The 15,672-nt window shown below is 70.0% G+C and carries 15 protein-coding genes and 1 pseudogene; 6 read left to right on the top strand and 10 right to left on the bottom strand.

The window, feature by feature from the left end; genetic code table 11:
• Both AB0B91_RS10685 and AB0B91_RS10680 read right to left on the bottom strand, forming a co-directional pair.
• A complete protein-coding gene (locus tag AB0B91_RS10685; protein ID WP_358318045.1) occupies positions 1-1,194 on the bottom strand; it encodes a M24 family metallopeptidase in 1,194 nt (397 codons plus the stop codon).
• A 15-nt stretch (positions 1,195-1,209) separates the two neighbouring features.
• On the bottom strand, positions 1,210-1,953 hold the full coding sequence (locus AB0B91_RS10680) for an Asp/Glu/hydantoin racemase (RefSeq protein ID WP_358318044.1): 744 nt from the start codon (positions 1,951-1,953) through the stop codon (positions 1,210-1,212).
• Between the two features lie 148 nt (positions 1,954-2,101).
• Between AB0B91_RS10680 and AB0B91_RS10675 the strand changes: the two genes are divergently transcribed.
• Genes AB0B91_RS10675 through AB0B91_RS10665 form a run of 3 tightly spaced genes read left to right on the top strand, consistent with a single transcriptional unit; the run spans position 2,102 to position 5,080 of the window.
• Complete coding sequence (locus AB0B91_RS10675; RefSeq protein ID WP_358318043.1) at positions 2,102-3,118, top strand: D-2-hydroxyacid dehydrogenase; 1,017 nt, start codon at positions 2,102-2,104, stop codon at positions 3,116-3,118.
• Between the two features lie 30 nt (positions 3,119-3,148).
• Entirely contained in the window at positions 3,149-4,555 is a 1,407-nt protein-coding gene (locus AB0B91_RS10670; RefSeq protein WP_358318042.1) for an amidase, read from the top strand.
• An 18-nt stretch (positions 4,556-4,573) separates the two neighbouring features.
• Entirely contained in the window at positions 4,574-5,080 is a 507-nt protein-coding gene (locus tag AB0B91_RS10665; protein ID WP_358318041.1) for a DUF3830 family protein, read from the top strand.
• A gap of 13 nt (positions 5,081-5,093) precedes the next feature.
• Here the strand turns inward: AB0B91_RS10665 and AB0B91_RS10660 are convergent, their stop codons facing one another.
• The 4 genes from AB0B91_RS10660 to AB0B91_RS10645 all read right to left on the bottom strand — a co-directional run bounded on the left by AB0B91_RS10660 (position 5,094) and on the right by AB0B91_RS10645 (position 8,407).
• The gene (locus AB0B91_RS10660) at positions 5,094-5,897 is read right to left on the bottom strand and encodes an ABC transporter permease (RefSeq protein WP_358318040.1); all 804 of its coding nucleotides are present in this window, start codon (positions 5,895-5,897) and stop codon (positions 5,094-5,096) included.
• A complete protein-coding gene (locus AB0B91_RS10655) occupies positions 5,894-6,862 on the bottom strand; it encodes an ATP-binding cassette domain-containing protein (RefSeq protein ID WP_358318039.1) in 969 nt (322 codons plus the stop codon). The genes AB0B91_RS10660 and AB0B91_RS10655 overlap by 4 nt, the downstream gene beginning before the upstream one ends.
• 27 nt (positions 6,863-6,889) lie before the next feature.
• Positions 6,890-7,795 carry a DUF4097 family beta strand repeat-containing protein gene (locus AB0B91_RS10650; RefSeq protein WP_358318038.1) on the bottom strand — a complete coding sequence of 302 codons (906 nt, stop codon included), beginning with the start codon at positions 7,793-7,795 and terminating at the stop codon, positions 6,890-6,892.
• 102 nt (positions 7,796-7,897) lie between these two features.
• Positions 7,898-8,407, bottom strand: a complete 510-nt coding sequence (locus tag AB0B91_RS10645) for a hypothetical protein (RefSeq protein ID WP_358318037.1) — start codon at positions 8,405-8,407, stop codon at positions 7,898-7,900.
• Between the two features lie 392 nt (positions 8,408-8,799).
• Between AB0B91_RS10645 and AB0B91_RS10640 the strand changes: the two genes are divergently transcribed.
• The gene (locus tag AB0B91_RS10640; protein ID WP_358318036.1) at positions 8,800-9,885 is read left to right on the top strand and encodes a peptidase; all 1,086 of its coding nucleotides are present in this window, start codon (positions 8,800-8,802) and stop codon (positions 9,883-9,885) included.
• A 97-nt stretch (positions 9,886-9,982) separates the two neighbouring features.
• Here the strand turns inward: AB0B91_RS10640 and AB0B91_RS10635 are convergent, their stop codons facing one another.
• Positions 9,983-10,675 (bottom strand): methyltransferase domain-containing protein, encoded by a 693-nt coding sequence (locus tag AB0B91_RS10635; protein WP_358318035.1) that lies wholly within the window; start codon positions 10,673-10,675, stop codon positions 9,983-9,985.
• A gap of 171 nt (positions 10,676-10,846) precedes the next feature.
• Here AB0B91_RS10635 and AB0B91_RS10630 point away from each other — a divergent pair, with 171 nt between their 5' ends.
• Positions 10,847-11,341: a hypothetical protein gene (locus tag AB0B91_RS10630; RefSeq protein ID WP_358318034.1), complete on the top strand. Its 495-nt coding sequence runs from the start codon at positions 10,847-10,849 to the stop codon at positions 11,339-11,341.
• A 56-nt stretch (positions 11,342-11,397) separates the two neighbouring features.
• Here AB0B91_RS10630 and AB0B91_RS10625 read toward each other — a convergent pair whose 3' ends face one another.
• The 3 genes from AB0B91_RS10625 to AB0B91_RS10615 all read right to left on the bottom strand — a co-directional run bounded on the left by AB0B91_RS10625 (position 11,398) and on the right by AB0B91_RS10615 (position 14,668).
• On the bottom strand, positions 11,398-13,020 hold the full coding sequence (locus tag AB0B91_RS10625) for a GMC oxidoreductase (RefSeq protein ID WP_358318033.1): 1,623 nt from the start codon (positions 13,018-13,020) through the stop codon (positions 11,398-11,400).
• A gap of 65 nt (positions 13,021-13,085) precedes the next feature.
• Positions 13,086-13,592, bottom strand: a complete 507-nt coding sequence (locus AB0B91_RS10620; protein ID WP_358318032.1) for a carboxymuconolactone decarboxylase family protein — start codon at positions 13,590-13,592, stop codon at positions 13,086-13,088.
• A complete protein-coding gene (locus AB0B91_RS10615) occupies positions 13,589-14,668 on the bottom strand; it encodes a dihydrodipicolinate reductase (protein WP_358318031.1) in 1,080 nt (359 codons plus the stop codon). Before AB0B91_RS10615 ends, AB0B91_RS10620 begins: the two co-directional genes overlap by 4 nt.
• 419 nt (positions 14,669-15,087) lie before the next feature.
• Here AB0B91_RS10615 and AB0B91_RS10610 point away from each other — a divergent pair.
• Positions 15,088-15,672 (top strand): annotated as a pseudogene (locus AB0B91_RS10610) (hypothetical protein); the annotation flags it as partial.

The following is a 15,672-nucleotide window of genomic DNA, read 5'->3' as shown; positions in this document are numbered from 1 at the left end:
TCACCGTCCGATCGTGAGGTTCTGGGTGAGGTCGGTCAGCCGCTCGACCCCGTCGGCGGTCAGCGCGACGGGTTCGGACAGCTCGTATCCCCAGTCGTCCATCCACATGCCGAGGATGACGTGGAAGCACATACCGGCCTTGAGCACGGTGTGCTCGTCGGGCCGCAGGCTGATGGTGCGCTCGCCCCAGTCCGGCGGGTATCCCAGACCGATGGAGTAGCCGATCCGGGATTCCTTGGTCAGGCCGTGCGCGCTGATGACGGCGTTCCACGCGGCGTGGATCTCGTGGGCGGTCCGTCCGGGGCGGAGCGTGGCCAGCACCTCGGCCATGCCGTCGCGGACGATCGCCGCGGTGTCGGCGAGCCGGCGGGGCGGCTCACCGAGCATGATGGTGCGGGCCAGCGGCGCGTGGTAGCGCCGGTACACGCCCGCGAGCTCGATCGTCGTGGCCTCACCGACGCGGAACTCCTCCTCGGTCCAGGTCAGGTGCGGGGTACCGGCTCCCTTGCCGGTGGGCAGCATCGGCACGAGCGCCGGGTAGTCGCCGCCGTGCTCAGCCGTGCCGCGCGCCTGAGCCGCGGCGATCTCGGCGACGACGTCACACTGGCGTCGCCCCGGGGCCACGGCCGCCAGCGCCACCTCCATGACCTGCTGCGCGATCGACCCGGCGATCCGCAGCTGGGCGAGCTCGTGGTCGGACTTGACCACGCGCACCCAGTTGACCAGCTCCTGGCTGTCTTCGAGCCGGACGTGCGGGAGACCCGCCCGCAGCGCGAGGTAGCCGCGGGCCGTGAAGAACGCGGAGTCGCCCTCGATTCCCACGCACCTGTCCGGGCCGGGCTCGATCAGACCGCGTTCGCGGACGCGTTCGTCGATCCAGTCGTAGGGGTGCACCTTCGGGCGGTGGACCAGTTCCTCCGGGTAGCCCTCGATCTGCTCTGGCGGCAGCCAGGCGGTGAAACCGGCGCCGGCGGCGTCCATCGCGCGGGCGAACAGCACCGGCGGACCACTGGCCGGCACCACCAGACACTGCGGTGTATAGAAGGACCAGGCGTTATAGCCGGTGAGGTAGTACATGTTCGCCGGATCGGTCACCAGCAGGGCGGCGAACGAGCGCTCCTCCATGCCCTCCTGTACGCGGGCGAGCCGTTGCGCGTACTCGGCGGCATCCGGGCCGAGGGAAGACTGCTGCACTAGCAAAACCTCATTTCAGTGGTCACCGAGGAGACGCTGCCCCGGCCCTGTCGCCCGGCGGCCGATGGCCCGCAGCGCCGCCCACATGGTCGCCTGGTTCGCGCTGATCACCGGCTTGCCGAGCCGCGCTTCAAGCGGGGCGATGACGTCATAGGTCGGCAGATTGGTGCACGAGATCACAATCGCGTCGGCCTCGGCGTGGTCGGCCTGAGCGACGAGTTCGGCGGTGCGCGCGTAAGGGACCTTCCAGATGTCGGCGCTCAGCCCCAGGTGGGAGCTGCCGACGACGTCCACGCCGGCCTCCCGCAGGAACAGCCCCAGCCGCTCGGTCACGTCCGGGTCGTACGGGGTGGCGATCGCCACGCGCTCGGCGGCCAGCTGCCTCAGGGCCGCCAGCAGGGCGCCGGACGTCGTGACCGCCGCGGGGGCCCCGGCCGCGCACATCGCCTCGACCAGTTGCCGCTCTCCCCGTACGCCGCGCACGAAACTGCCCGACGTACAGCCGTAGGCGTACACCTCGGGCGAGACCGTGATCAGGTCCCGGGTGCAACGGCTGACGGCCTCGGCGTCACCGACGTGCTCCGCCATCTCCACCGTCACCGGCAGCGGTGAGAACGAGGTGCGGGTGAAGAACAGCGCCACGTCGTCGGGCGTCCAGCGCCACAGCTCCCGATCCAGCGCCATGTCGTATGGGACGATCACGCCGACGCCGGTCTGGACCGGCGGTCCGGGCGGTGCGGTGCTCGTGTTCGTGGTCATGGACAGGTCTCCTGCGATCGTGGGGGCCGGCCCCGTGCGAGTGTGGAGCCGTGTCGCCATCATGCAGGATCGATGCATTGTTGACAATCATACGTAGCTCTCCTACGTTGGGCCGCGGCCCAGGTGGCGAGCGAACGGGGAGGCGCCCATGGCAGGATCCGACGGCAAGCCGATCATCGCCGTGCTCTGCGCGGCCGGGGGCCCGCCTCCCCCGCACATGCGCGCCATCGAGGAGCGTGCGACAGTCCGCTACTGCGACGCCGACGGCCTGGCCGCCGCCGTGGCGGACGCGGACGCCCTCTTCCTGTGGGACTTCTTCTCCAGCGCCGTACGCCAGATCTGGGAGCACGCCGGGGCACTGCGGTGGATCCACGTGGCCGCGGCCGGCGTGGACAAGCTCCTCTTCGATGAGCTCAACGACTCCGACGTCATCGTCACCAACGCACGTGGCGTCTTCGACCGGCCCATCGCCGAGTTCGTGCTCGGCTCGGTGCTCGCCTTCGCCAAGGACCTGCACCGCAGCCACGATCTGCAGCTCGCCCGTTCGTGGAAGCACCGGGAGACCCTGCCGGTGGCCGGCACCACGGCGTTGATCGTGGGCACCGGCGCCATCGGGCGCGAGACCGCCCGGCTGCTCCGCGCCGTCGGCATGGACGTACGGGGGGCCGGCCGCACAACACGGGCCGACGACCCCGACTTCGGCACCGTAGTCGCCAGCGGCGAACTGGCCGCGCACGTCGGCTGGGCCGACCACGTCATCATGGTCGCGCCCCTGACCGAGGCGACCCGGGGGCTCATCGACGCCACCGTACTGGCCGCGATGAAGCCCACCGCCCACCTGATCAACGTCGGGCGCGGCCCCTGCGTCGTCGAGGACGACCTGGTCGCGGCCCTGGCGGGCGGGCAGATCGCGGGGGCGTCGTTGGACGTGTTCGCGACCGAGCCGCTGCCGGCGAACCATCCGCTGTGGAGCGCGCCCGGCGTGGTCGTGTCCGCGCACATGTCCGGTGACACCGTCGGCTGGCTCGACACGCTGGCCCGGCAGTTCACCGACAACGCCGTCCGCTGGCTCGACGGCGAGGAGCTCGTCAACGTCGTCGACAAGCGGCTCGGATTCGTACCCGCCCACCCCCAACCGAGCCACGCGCAGCCGAGCCGCCCGTAGCCGCGTCCCGTAGACGAGTAGGGAGCCCTGATGACCGACCTGACCCGGCTGAGCGCCACCGAACTGATCGCCGGCTACCGCGACCGCAGCGTGTCCCCGGTGGAGGCCACCCGCGCCGCGCTCGCCGCGATCGAGGCCGCCAACGACGACGTGAACGCCTTCGTCCTGGTCGACGCCGAGGCCGCGCTGTCCGCAGCGGAGGAGTCCGAGGCCCGCTGGCGCGAGGGCCGCACCCATGGACCCGGCGACGGTGTACCAACCTCGATCAAGGACATCCTGTACACCCGCGGCTGGCCGACCCTGCGCGGCACCAACCTCATCGACGAGCAGGGACCGTGGCCGGAGGACGCCCCGGCCGTGGCCCGGCTGCGCGAGACCGGAGCCGTGCTGCTGGGCAAGACCACCACGCCCGAGTTCGGGTGGAAGGGCGTCACCGACTCCCCGCGACACGGCGCCACCGGAAATCCGTGGAACCCCGAGCTGACCGCCGGCGGATCGAGCGGCGGCAGCGCGGCGGCGGTCGCGCTGGGCATGGGGGCGTGGTCGGTCGGCACCGACGGCGGCGGATCGGTGCGCATCCCCGCCGCGTTCACCGGAACGGTCACCATCAAACCGACGTACGGCCTCATCCCGATGTGGCCCGCCAGCCCGTTCGGCACCCTGTCACACGGCGGGCCCATGACCCGCACCGTCACCGACACCGCCCTGATGCTCGACATACTCACCGGTTTCGACGCACGCGACTGGTCGGCGCTGCCCACCCCGGCGACCTCGTTCCGCGACGGACTCGACGACGGCGTCCGCGGCCTGCGCGTCGCGTTCTCCCCCACGCTCGGGTACGTGCGCAACGACCCCGAGGTCGAGGCCGCCGTCCGTACCGCCGCGGCCGTGCTGGCCGAGGCGGGGGCCGAGGTCGAGGAGGTCGATCCCGGCTTCGCCGACCCCGTCGAGGCCTTCCACGTCCTGTGGTTCACCGGCGCGGCCAAGGTCGTCGACGCCTATGGCCCCGGCGCCCTGGAGCGGGTCGACCCCGGGCTGCGCCGCGGCGTCATGCGCGCCCTGGCCGCGAGCGCCGCGGACTATCTCGACGCCACGGCGGTGCGGATGGACCTCGGGGTACGGATGGGGCGCTTCCACCAGACGTACGACCTGCTGCTGACGCCGACCCTGCCGATCACCGCGTTCCCCAAGGGAATGGACGCCCCGAAGGGCTGGCACTCCGAGGACTGGACCAGCTGGACCCCGTACACGTACCCGTTCAACATGACCCAGCAGCCCGCCGCGAGCGTGCCCTGCGGATTCACCTCCGCCGGGCTGCCCGTCGGCCTGCAGATCGTCGGCCCCCGGCACGCCGACGCGCTCGTGCTGCGGGCCGCCCGTTCCTATGAGGCGGCCACCGACTGGACCTCCACGCGGCCGCCGCTCGCCCGCCCCTAACCATTGAGGAGACTCCCCATGGCTCGCTACATCACGGTCACGCTGGAATCGCGCGGCGTTTCCTGCACCGCCCGGCTGCTCGACGACGAGGCGCCGCGCACCGCGGCCGCCGTCTGGGACGCGCTGCCGCTGTCCGGTCAGGTCTTCCACGGGAAGTACGCCCGTAACGAGATCTACAACTTGGTGCCGGCGTTCGCGCGGGTCGAGCCCGGGAAGGAGAACACCACGGTCACGCCCATTCCCGGCGATCTCTGTTACTTCGCGTTCGACGCCAATGATCTCGCCACTCCCTCGCACGGCTACGAGAGCGGCGGCGGTCCCAAGGACCTGTCCCACATCATCGATCTGGCGCTGTTCTACGGGCGCAACAACCTGCTGCTCAACGGTGACCAGGGCTGGGTGCCGGGCAACGTCTTCGGCACCGTCGTCGAGGGGCTCGCGGAGATGGCCGTCGCCTGCCAGGACATCTGGATGGCCGGCGCCCGGGGCGAGACACTGACGTTCGCGCGCTCCCACGAGGACTGACGAAGGCAGGGCGTCACTGGCTGACCGCTCGCTTGTACAGGCGCGTGGCCAGCGGGACGAACACCACCAGGATCAGCACCGACCAGCCCACCGACACCGGCACCGCGTGCTGGAGCGGCCACGCGTCGGGCACCGGCCTGAGCGGCGTGGTGTTGCCGAACAGCTCGCGCGCCGCCTGGACGAACGTCGAGACCGGGTTCCATTCGGCGACGGGCTTGAGCGGGCCGGGCAGCCGCGCGCTGTCGACGAAGGCGTTGGACAGGAAGACCAGCGGGAATGACACGAGGGTGGCGATGTTGTTGAACACCTCGGGCGTGCGCAGGGCCAGCGCGACCGTCGCCGTCACCCAGGAGAAGGCGTACGAGAAGAACAGCAGCAGCAGGAACCCCCCGGCCGCCTCCAGCGGCGACGTGTGGACGCGCCAGCCGACCAGCAGCCCCACCAGCGCCATTACGACGATGCTCGTGATGTTCATGAGCATGTCGCAGAGCGTCTGCCCGACCAGCACCGCCGTCGGCGCCATCGGCAGCGTGCGGAACCGGTCGAAGATGCCCTTCTGCAGGTCCTGGGTGAGCGTGTAGCCGGTGATCTGCGCGCTGGTCACGATCGTCTGGACGAAGATCCCCGGCAGCAGGTACTCCTGGTAGGAGATGCCGGGCAGGTCGATCATGCTGCCGAACACGTACGCGAACAGCAGCACGAACACGATCGGGAGGATGATCACACCGCCGAGCAGGTCGGGGGCTCGCCTGATCTTGAGCGCGTTGCGCTTGCTGATCGTCATGCCGTCGGCGACCGCCATCTGAAGGGCGTTCATCGGACCGTCTCCTTGGTGTCGTCGGTGGCGGCCTGGTGGCCGGTGAGGCTCAGGAAGACCTCGTCCAGGGTCGGCCGCCGCAGCCCGGCGTCGCGTACGGCGACGCCCTCGGCGGCCAGGCGGCCCAGGGCGGTGGTGAGCGAGGCGGCGCCACCCGCCACCGGGATGGTGACGCGCAGGGCGGTGGGGTCGGTCCAGACCTCGGCGACGGCCAGCGGCGCCAGGACCCGGTGTACGGTCTCCAGCTCGGCGTGACTGGTCACCGAGAGTTCGATCCGGTCGCCGCCGACCTGGTCCTTGAGCTCGTTGGCGGTGCCGAGCGCGATGACCCGTCCGTGGTCGACCACCGCGATCCGGTCGGCGAGCCGGTCGGCCTCCTCCAGATACTGGGTGGTGAGCAGGACCGTCGTGCCGCCGGCGACCAGGTCGGCGATGACCTCCCACAGGCTCACCCTGGCGCGGGGGTCCAGGCCGGTCGTCGGCTCGTCCAGGAACAGCACCGGCGGATCGGCCACCAGCGCTCCGGCCAGGTCGAGCCTGCGCCGCATGCCGCCGGAGTAGCCCTGCACCGGGCGGTCACCCGCCTCCGACAGGTCGAAGCGGTCCAGCAGCTCTCTGGCGCGCTGTTTGCTGCGTTTGGTGCCCAGGTGGTAGAGACGGCCGACCATCTCCAGGTTCTCCGCGCCGGTGAGGTGCTCGTCCACCGCCGCGTACTGCCCGGACGCCCCGATATGAGAGCGCAGCCGCTGCGCGTCGGCCACCACGTCCAATCCGGCGACCGTGGCATGTCCGGCGTCCGGCTTCAGCAGCGTGGTCAGGATCCGCACTGTCGTCGTCTTGCCGGCGCCGTTCGGGCCGAGTAATCCGAACACCGTTCCTTCCGGGACCGACAGATCGATCCCGTCCAGGGCGACCACATCGCCGTATCTCTTGACCAGGCCTTCGGCCACGATCGCTGGGGGCATGAGATCTTCTCCTCTTGATGTTCTGTTTCACGAACGGTGGATCACGATGTCGCCGTAGGCGGTGTGGGCCCGCACCTCGACGGTCTCGTCGGACTGGCCGGGGCCGGAGCAGTCGTCCAGGGAGACGTCCACGCTGCCGTACTGCGAGCTCACGTCCAGCCAGGCGGCGGTGCCCTCCCGGATCCCGAGTTCGAGCCGGCCGCCGGCGGTCTCCATGACGACCGCGCCGGACACCACCTCGCCGATCCGGACACTGCCGTACGCGGTCTTGGCGGCGACTCCGGCCAGGGCGCGGTCTACGGTGATGTCGCCGTACGCGGTCTTCAGCCGGAGCTCGCCGGTGACCGAGCCGAGCCTGAGGTCGCCGTTGGAGGTCCTGACCACCGCCGTGCCGTCGATCTCGCCGATCCGGATGTCGCCGTTGGAACTGGTGATGTCGGCGTGCCCGACCGACCGGGTCACCGAGATGTCACCGGACCCCGTCTTCAACTGCAGCCGGCCGGCCTCCTCAAGCCGGATGTCGCCGTAGGAGGCGGCGAACTTCACCTCGCCGAGGCGGCCCCTGCACTGGAAATCCGCCGCCGCGTTCGCTTCGACGCGGGAGCCGGCCGGCAGGTCGATCGTCACGTCGACCGAGCCGCCCCAGCCGAGCAGCGAACGGGCCCAGGTTCTGGGCGCCTCGACCAGCTTGTCGATCGAGTCGCCCCACCCGGAGGGCGGAGCGGGCCGGTTCTTGTCCGCCTTCACGAGCAGCCGGCCGCCGGCGTACTCGACCTGGATCTGCTCGGCGGCGTGCCGGTCGGTCTCGCTGAACTCGTCGCCGGGGCGTACGTCGACGACGGTGTCGGTGCGATCGCTCGCGTTGATCCGGACTTTGGCGGCTGCGAGATCGATCATTACGGAGATGGGCTCGGGGGTGGCGAACGTTGGCATGACGGTCCCCTCATGGGTTCGGCGGGCGTTCCGGCTGTCGTTGGATGCTGTCTTTGGGTGCGGCGAGCGCCCTGGCTGCCGGAAGGCATGGCTTGGATGTGGCTAGCGGACCCAGCCGCTGTGGCTTCGCAGGGTCCGCGGGGCCGCGCGCCGGCCTCCGCCGTCGGGTTCGAGCGCCGCGGAGACGGCGCGGACGAGCCAGGTGTTGACCGAGAGCCCGTCTCGGCCGGCCGCCTCCTCGATGCGCGGCTTGAGCTGCTCGGGAACGCGGAGCGAGATCCGCGACGTCCCGCCCTCGTCGACGTCCTGCGGCCTGGCACCCCTCTCGGCTCCCCCGGCATGCCCTGGCTCCCCGAACGGCTGACCGATCGGTGGTGGCGTCACGACGAAGCCGGGATCGGGTCCGCGCAGGCGTACCTCGACCGAACCCGGTGCGAGGTCGCGGGTGATCTCGTCCGCGGCGGCGGAGAGCGCCTCCAGCAGGGCGAGCCGGGTGGCCGGCCCGAGCGTCAGGGCGAGACGCTCGGCGAGCACGCGAGCATCCTCACCGCCTGCCTCGGCGGCGATCGTGAGTTCACGGCGGAGCTGGTCGACATACGGCGCGAGGTCCATGACACAACTATGGCGTCATAATGGCGTCATTGCAAGCCCCAGATGCCCCGACTTGACGCCACCTAGGCATCACGGCCAGAAAGCGCAGGCGGTACGGCGCACCGCTCGGCCGCTCAGGTGCCAGCCGGAGGACCGGCGAGGGGGCCGGTGTGGCCGGGAAGGACCATGGCGCAACCGGGGCGCGCGGCAAGGAAGTCGGCGTAGCCAAGAAGGTCCATAGCGTGGCCGGGGTGCGCAGGGAGGGGTCGGCGTGGTCGAGGGCGGGCAACTCCCGACCGGTCCTCGCGAGGTCGTCGCGAAATGCCGCTATACCCGTTTGCGTATGCCTTGAGGAAGATTCATAGCGCCGTACGTACCTCCTGACGGCAGATTCCGGTTTCGGGAGGTATGTAATGCACCGCAGAGTCGCCCTGCTCTCCGCCGTCGCACTGACCGTGGCAGGTGCCCTGGTCCCCGCAGGTGCCGCCCAGGCCAGTGGTGGCAGGATCAGCGCGGACCCCACGCCCGTCAGGTGGTCCGCCACGGACTCCTGGTCGGAGCGCAGGACCGTCCTGCAGTACTGGACACAGCAGCGCATGATGGCGGCGCAGCCGCTGGACGACCCCACGCCGCGACGCTCCAACGGGTCGGGCTCGCCGACCCAGGGCACGCCGTGGGCCACGCGAGGCGCCTCCACCACCACGACCCAGCGCACCCCGTGGACCACCCGGGTCGCCACGGCCGGTGCCACCCAGGGCACCCCATTGAGGGTCCAGGGCGTCTCGGGCCAGGAGCAGGCCCGGGTGCCCAACAGCCCCGGCCTCCGGTGGACCGACGGCGGTGCCGTCGTGCGTACCACCGGACGCGTCTTCTTCACCACCGCCAACGGCGGCAACGCCTCCTGCTCCGGCTCGGCCGTGACCAGCGCCAACGAGAGCGTCGTGATCACCGCCGGGCACTGCGTGAAGGAGGGCGGTGCTTTTCACCGGAACTGGGTGTTCATCCCGGCCTTCGACAACGGCCGGCGCCCGTTCGGCACCTGGGTGGCCAGCAGGCTGCTGACCACGCAGCAGTGGAACGCTCGCGAGGACATCAACTTCGACGTGGCCGCCGCCGTGGTCGCGCCGCTCCAGGGCCGGACGCTGACCGACGTCGTGGGCGGGCAGGGGGTGGCGTTCAACCAGCCCAGGCAGCGGCAGATGTTCTCGTTCGGCTACCCGGCGGCGCCGCCCTTCGACGGGTCGAAGCTGGTCTACTGCAGCGGGCGCGCGTTCAATGACACCGTGATGACCAGGGACCAGGGGCTGCGCTGCAACATGACCGGCGGGGCGAGCGGCGGGCCGTGGTTCCAGGGGTTCAACGAGTCCACCGGGCTCGGGTGGCTGAACTCGGTCAACAGCTTCAAGTACGACTTCGCCCCCGATTTCATGTTCGGCCCCTTCTTCGGGAACGAGGCGATGGCCGTCTACCAGGCCGCGCAGAACACCAACGCCCCCTGAGCCTCCCTCTGCCGGTGACCGCGATCCCGGCCTGGGTCTGCTTCAGATCCGGCCGGCGGTCCTTGGGCCGCTCACCTCAATGAGCCGGGCTCTCCGGTCACTGTCGGCGGGCCCAGATGAGTGATCCCCTCTTGGTCACCCGCAACGGGGTGGTCACGCGGTGCGCGGCGTCGCGCGCCGCCGGCTCGGTCAGGCCGCGGCCCCTGAGGTAGAGGGTGACGGCCTCCCGGTCGGGCATATGCAGCAGCGGTTCGTCCCAGGAGGTCACCGCCACCACGTCCAGGACCTCGCTGACGACGGCGGGCGCCACCTCCGCGTCGAAGCTCAACGGCTGCCCCCAATCCGGCAGGATCGACGACAGCTCGGGGTCGTTGTGCCGGCTCGGCGCCGAAACCGCCAGCAGCCCTCCGGGCCTCAGCACCCGGCGGACCTCGGCCAGCACCCGCGCGGGCTCGGCGAAGTGGTACAGCATCCACAACGCGGCCGCGCCGCCGAAGACGCCGTCGGTGAACGGCAGCGTCAACGCGTCGGCTCGCACCGCGGGCCGGGGCGCCTGTACGACGTGCGCCGCGGCGTCGAGCACGACCGTGGGCACACCGGCGTCGGCCAGCAGCCGTCCCAGCACGCCGGTGCCGCCACCGACGTCCAGCACCGGACGGACCCCCTCCGCCGCCAAGCGGGCCGCTACCAGGGGATGGATGTCTCTTGGCGTCGCCTGCCGGTTCGCCACGAAACGGCCCGGATCATCGTCATAGTCAACGGGCAGCGCCCTGCGACGCGATTCGGCCATGCAGCCACGATGCCGACCGAACCCAGCGCCCCGCCACCCGTTTTACCCGCACGGACCCACGCCGCACGAGCGCACCCCGGCGGGGAGTTGCAACGGGACTGCAACGGCGATCGGGACCATCTGAGCATCGGGTGGGCGGCGGACGCTGCCCCGGATGCGAGGAGTGATGTCATGTTTACTGCGATTCTCACGAGGGTGCGCGGGCTGTGGGTGGCCCTGGTCGCGGGGGTGGCTCTGATCGTCGGCGTCGGGCTGGCGGCCCCGGCGAACGCCGCGGTGCCGCCTGAGGTGATCATCGCCGACACGTTCGCCACCAGGACGGTGACGGCCGACACCTTTGCCGACTACCTGTTCAACGTGCCGGCCGGCAATTGGACGGCTGAGGCGACCCTCACGGCCCGCAACAACACCGCCACAGCGGCGGCCCTGGCCTGCTCATTCCTGATCATCAGCGAGAGCAGCACCAACAACACCAGTGTCGTCGCCACGGTCGGCCCCAACGGCCAGCTCGCGAGCCTGTCGACGGGCACCGCCCGTGCCGTGGCGACCACCGGGGTGGTTCGGCTACGGTGCGCCGCGACTACGGCCACCACCAACATGTCGGTGTTCAACGTGAACATCATGGCGACCCGGGTCAACGCGATTACCCGGGTGAATCTCGGTTGAGCGACTGAAGCACCGAAAGGGGTCGCAGGCCGCGGCCCCTTTCAGCGGGCCGGGCGCTACAGGTCGGTGGCGATGATCTTCTCGATGTTCCGTTCGGCGAGTGCCGTGATGGTGACGAACGGGTTCACGCTGGTGTTGCCGGGGATCAGTGAGCCGTCGATGACGTACAGGCCCGGGTAGCCGGCCAGGCGGCCGTAGTTGTCGGTGGCCTTGTTCAGGACCGCGCCCCCGAGCGGGTGGTACGTGAGGTGGTCGCCCCAGATCTTGTAGATGCCGAAGAGGTCGGTCCGGTAGATCGTCCCCTCCGTCGAGTTGATCTTGTCGAAGATCGTCTTGGCCATGTCGATGGCCGGTTGCTTCCAGGCGGTCTGCCAGTTCAGGTCGACCTGTCCCGTCGTGGCGTTCCAGGAGAACTGGGCGCGGTTCGGGTTCTTGGTGATCGACAGATAGAACGAGGCGAAGGTCTCGATCCCGGTGGGCAGCGGGGCGACTTCGGCGAACGCGCCACCGGCCGCCCAGTTGTCGATGCCGGCGCAGGGAATGGTCGACTGGTTGCTGCCGGTCGGGTCCCACAGGTGGTTGGCGCGGCCGCACATGACGTTGCCGTTGTCGCCCCAGCCCTTGCCGACCTCGGCGTTCAGGTTGGGCAGCGCTCCGGTGGCCTTCAGCTTGACCAGCAGCTTGCTGGTGCCGACGCTGCCGGCGGCGAAGAACACCCGGTCGGCGGTCACGGTCTTGGTGGCCGTGGTGTCGCCGGTGGTGTTGATCTGCTGGATGACGACCGTGTAGCCGCCACCGGCCGCCGGGGCGACCGAGGTGACCTTGTGCAGCGGCGAGATGGTGACCCTGCCGGTGGCCTTGGCCTGGGCGATGTAGGTCTTCTGCAGGGACTTCTTGCCGTGGTTGTTGCCGTAGAGGATCTCGCCGGCCAGGGCCGACTTGGTGGCGGTTCCGGCCGCCTCCTGCTCCATGTAGTTCCAGTCGTACACGTCGGGCACGAAGACGAACGGGAAGCCGGAGCGCTGGGCGTGCTTACGGCCGACCCTGGCGAACTGGTACCAGTCGGTGGAGTCGAACCAGGCCGATCTGATCGTGCCGACCCCGAGCCCGGCGTTGGCGCGCGGGTAGTAGGTGCTGTACATCTCGTCGGCGTTGACCGACGGGAGGACGGCGGCGAAGTTCTCCCGCTTGGGGGTGACCGCCATGCCGCCGTTGACCAGCGAACCGCCGCCGACGCCGCGACCCTGGTAGACGGTGATGCCGCTGAACTCCTCGGCGTCCAGGACCCCGGTGTAGCGGGAGATGTCGCGGTCGATCGGGAAGCCGAGGAAGTAGTTGAGGGGCGCCTTGGTCCTGGTGCGCAACCAGTAGGACCGGTTGTCCGGCGAGAGCGTGCTGCAGAAGATCTTGCCGTCGGAGCCGGGGGTGTCCCAGGCCATGCCCATCTCGATCATGTGTACGTCGACGCCCGCCTGGGCGAGACGGAGCGCGGCGACGGAACCGCCGTATCCGGTCCCGATCACCAGGGCCGCGACGTGAGCCCCGTTGCCGATCGGGCCGGCTGCCGCCCGGGCCGCGGTGGGGTGGGCTGTGAGGGCCAGGGCGCCCACGGTTCCCGCGATGAATCCGCGGCGCGAGACACCTTTGGAACCGGTACCGCGCGGGGTGTTGTCACTCATCCGATGGTCCTTACTCTCGGTGGGATGAGAACAGGTCCTGCATGTTGCTCGCGCCTTTGTGTTGGTCAGGAGGCCCGCTTGGGGGCGGGCGATGGGCCGCTGGGCAGTCTGCACACGGTGTCGAGGCCCAGGACGTGGTTGAGCCGGCCGAACGCCAGCCAGGAGCCGATGCTCATGCTCAGCTCGACGATCTCCAACTGGCTGTAGTGCGCGGTCATCCGCGTCCAGAACTCGTCGTCGAGGCCGTGGTGATCCAGGGCGTACCGCTCGGCGTACTCGGCGGCCAGCCGGGTGCGATCGTCGAAGGCGTCGGTGGTGCGCCATCGCGTGACCGCGTCGGCGAACTCCTCCTCGACCTTCTGCCCGTCCCGTTCGGTACGCCAGTCGAGGCAGAAGGCGCAGCCGTTGATCTGCGCGATCCGCAGCCGGGCGGCCTCGAACTCACGGAGCCCGAGGGTCGTGTGGGCGTACACCGACAGGGAGAAGTGCGAGGCGGCGATCCCGATGCCGGGCACCATCTCACCCCACACGTACTCGATCGCGTCCTTTCCCTCGGGGATGTCGAGGTTCATAGGTGTTTCCTCCGGAGTTTTCCGATCGCGGGGCGCAAGGGGACGTCGAGCGCGTCGTAAAGGCCGGGTTCGGCGTCCACGAGCCAGTCGATGGCGTTCACCAGGCGGCCGACCGCGGTGGCGTTCCCGCCCGCGGCCCGGTTGCCGTCCTCGTCGGTGGCCTCGACCGTGACCTCGATGCGCGGGCGGCCCTCGATGATCACCCGGTGCGCGCCCTGGCCGTCGGGCGGGGTCGGCCAGTCCGGCGCGCAGGACGGGTGGATGCGGGTGACGTGCTCGATGACGATGCGGGGCTCGCCCTCGACGACGCCCTGCACCTCGAACCGCACCGCGCCCTGGGTGCCCGCCTCGAACTCGCCCATCGTCTCGGTGCCCACCGTCGCGTCGAGCGGGCGCCGGTCCACGGTCTCGCGGATCTCGTCGAGTTCGACGCCGAGGGCTCTGGCCATCAGCCGTATCTGACCGCCCCACACCATGGTCGGGACCGTCGGCGCGATCATCGGCGGCTCGTAGTCCATCGGCTGGCCCATGCCGACCAGGTACCGGACCGAGTCGGGCTGGTCGTAGGTGGAGTAGTCGAAGATCTCCTGGCAGCGGACCACGTCCACGGTGCCGCCGAGTCCGCTGATCAGCAGGGGCAGCACGTCGTTGCCCCAGCCCGGGTCGACGCCGGAGACGAACAGCGAGCCGCCGCCGTCCGCGATGGCGGCCAGCACCGGTTCGCGCAGCTCCGGCGGGGCGTTGCGCTGGTCGTAGAGCGCGTACAACGAGGGGGTGACGACCACGGCTCCGGCGCGAATCGCCCTGATGATGTCGGCGAGGGCCTCATCAGGACGGATGTCGCCGGACGCCGCGTAGACGACGGCGCGGGGACCGGTGGCCAGCACCGCGTCGACGTCGTCGGTCGCCGCGATCCCCAGATCGGCGCCGAGTCCGGCGAGCGCGCCGGCGTCGCGGCCGACCTTACCGGGGTCATGGACGAGTACGGCCGCGAGCCGCAACGCCGGGTGGGCCTCGACGGCACGGATGGCCGCGCGGCCGACGTTGCCGGTGCCCCAGACGATCGTGGACAACATGATCGGAGCGTAGCAAGCGCTTGGTTAGGTGCATAGGGTCATCACGACCCCGCTGATGGCGATGTGAGGGCCGCCCTGGCCATGGCCTTCACCCTGCGTGCGGCGAAACTCCGGCACCGTAATAGTAGCGAGATACGCGAAATAACGGACACCTGTTCAATGCCTGGAGGATTTATTTCGACATTTCCCGCTGACGGATGAATTTTCCGGCTGGTGAACCATGGTCGTTGTTGTCCCGTACCTCAGGAAAACCGGGCTTTCCGGTTCACGTTCCGAACCCGAGAGGAGTTCCGCGTATGGCGAATGCCTCGGGGAGCAGACCATTCAGGCCATGGTTGGCCGTTGTTTCCGCAGTCGGAGGTATCACTCTCGTCCTTGCGGGGTCCCCCGCAGCAGGGCAGTCGATAACCTTGACGAGCATGTCCGCCCGCGCGGACACGATCAGCTGCCCAAGTGTGGCGGACAAACTTCCGGAGATTCCGGCAGCGGCGCAAGCTGAGGTCGACCGCAACCTCGCCCTGCTGAACACCCAGATCGCCGAAGCGAACAAACGGCTGGTCACCTCGGCCGGAGAGGGCGGCCCGAACTTCGTACAGAACGCCATCCTCGGCCCGCTGTCCGACAAGCGGACGGCCACGATCAACCGCATCGCCACGGCCATCGGCCGAGTGGCGGCACGCCCCGAACTCCAGGTGGCCTCTCTGTCCACCTGCAAGCTCGGCGGCGGCGCCACTGCCACCGAGGCCCCGGCGCCTGAGGCCTCCGCCTCGGCGACACCGGGGACCTCTGATGCGCCGGCGCCCGAGGGCACAGCCAAGACGATCACCTGCCCGAGCGTCGCGGACAAACTTCCGGAGATCCCCGCAGCGGCCAAGGCCGAAATCGACCGCAACCTCGCCCTGCTCGACACCCAGATCGCCGAAGCCAACAAACGCCTGGTCACCTCAGCCGGAGAGGGCGGCCCCAACTTCATCCAGAACGCCATCCTCGGCCCCCTGGCCGAC

Origin of the sequence: Nonomuraea sp. NPDC049141 (assembly GCF_040648415.1) — a bacterium.
Lineage (GTDB): Bacteria > Actinomycetota > Actinomycetes > Streptosporangiales > Streptosporangiaceae > Nonomuraea.
Note: the sequence above shows the minus strand (reverse complement) of the source record. Positions and strands in the feature narration are given on the sequence as shown.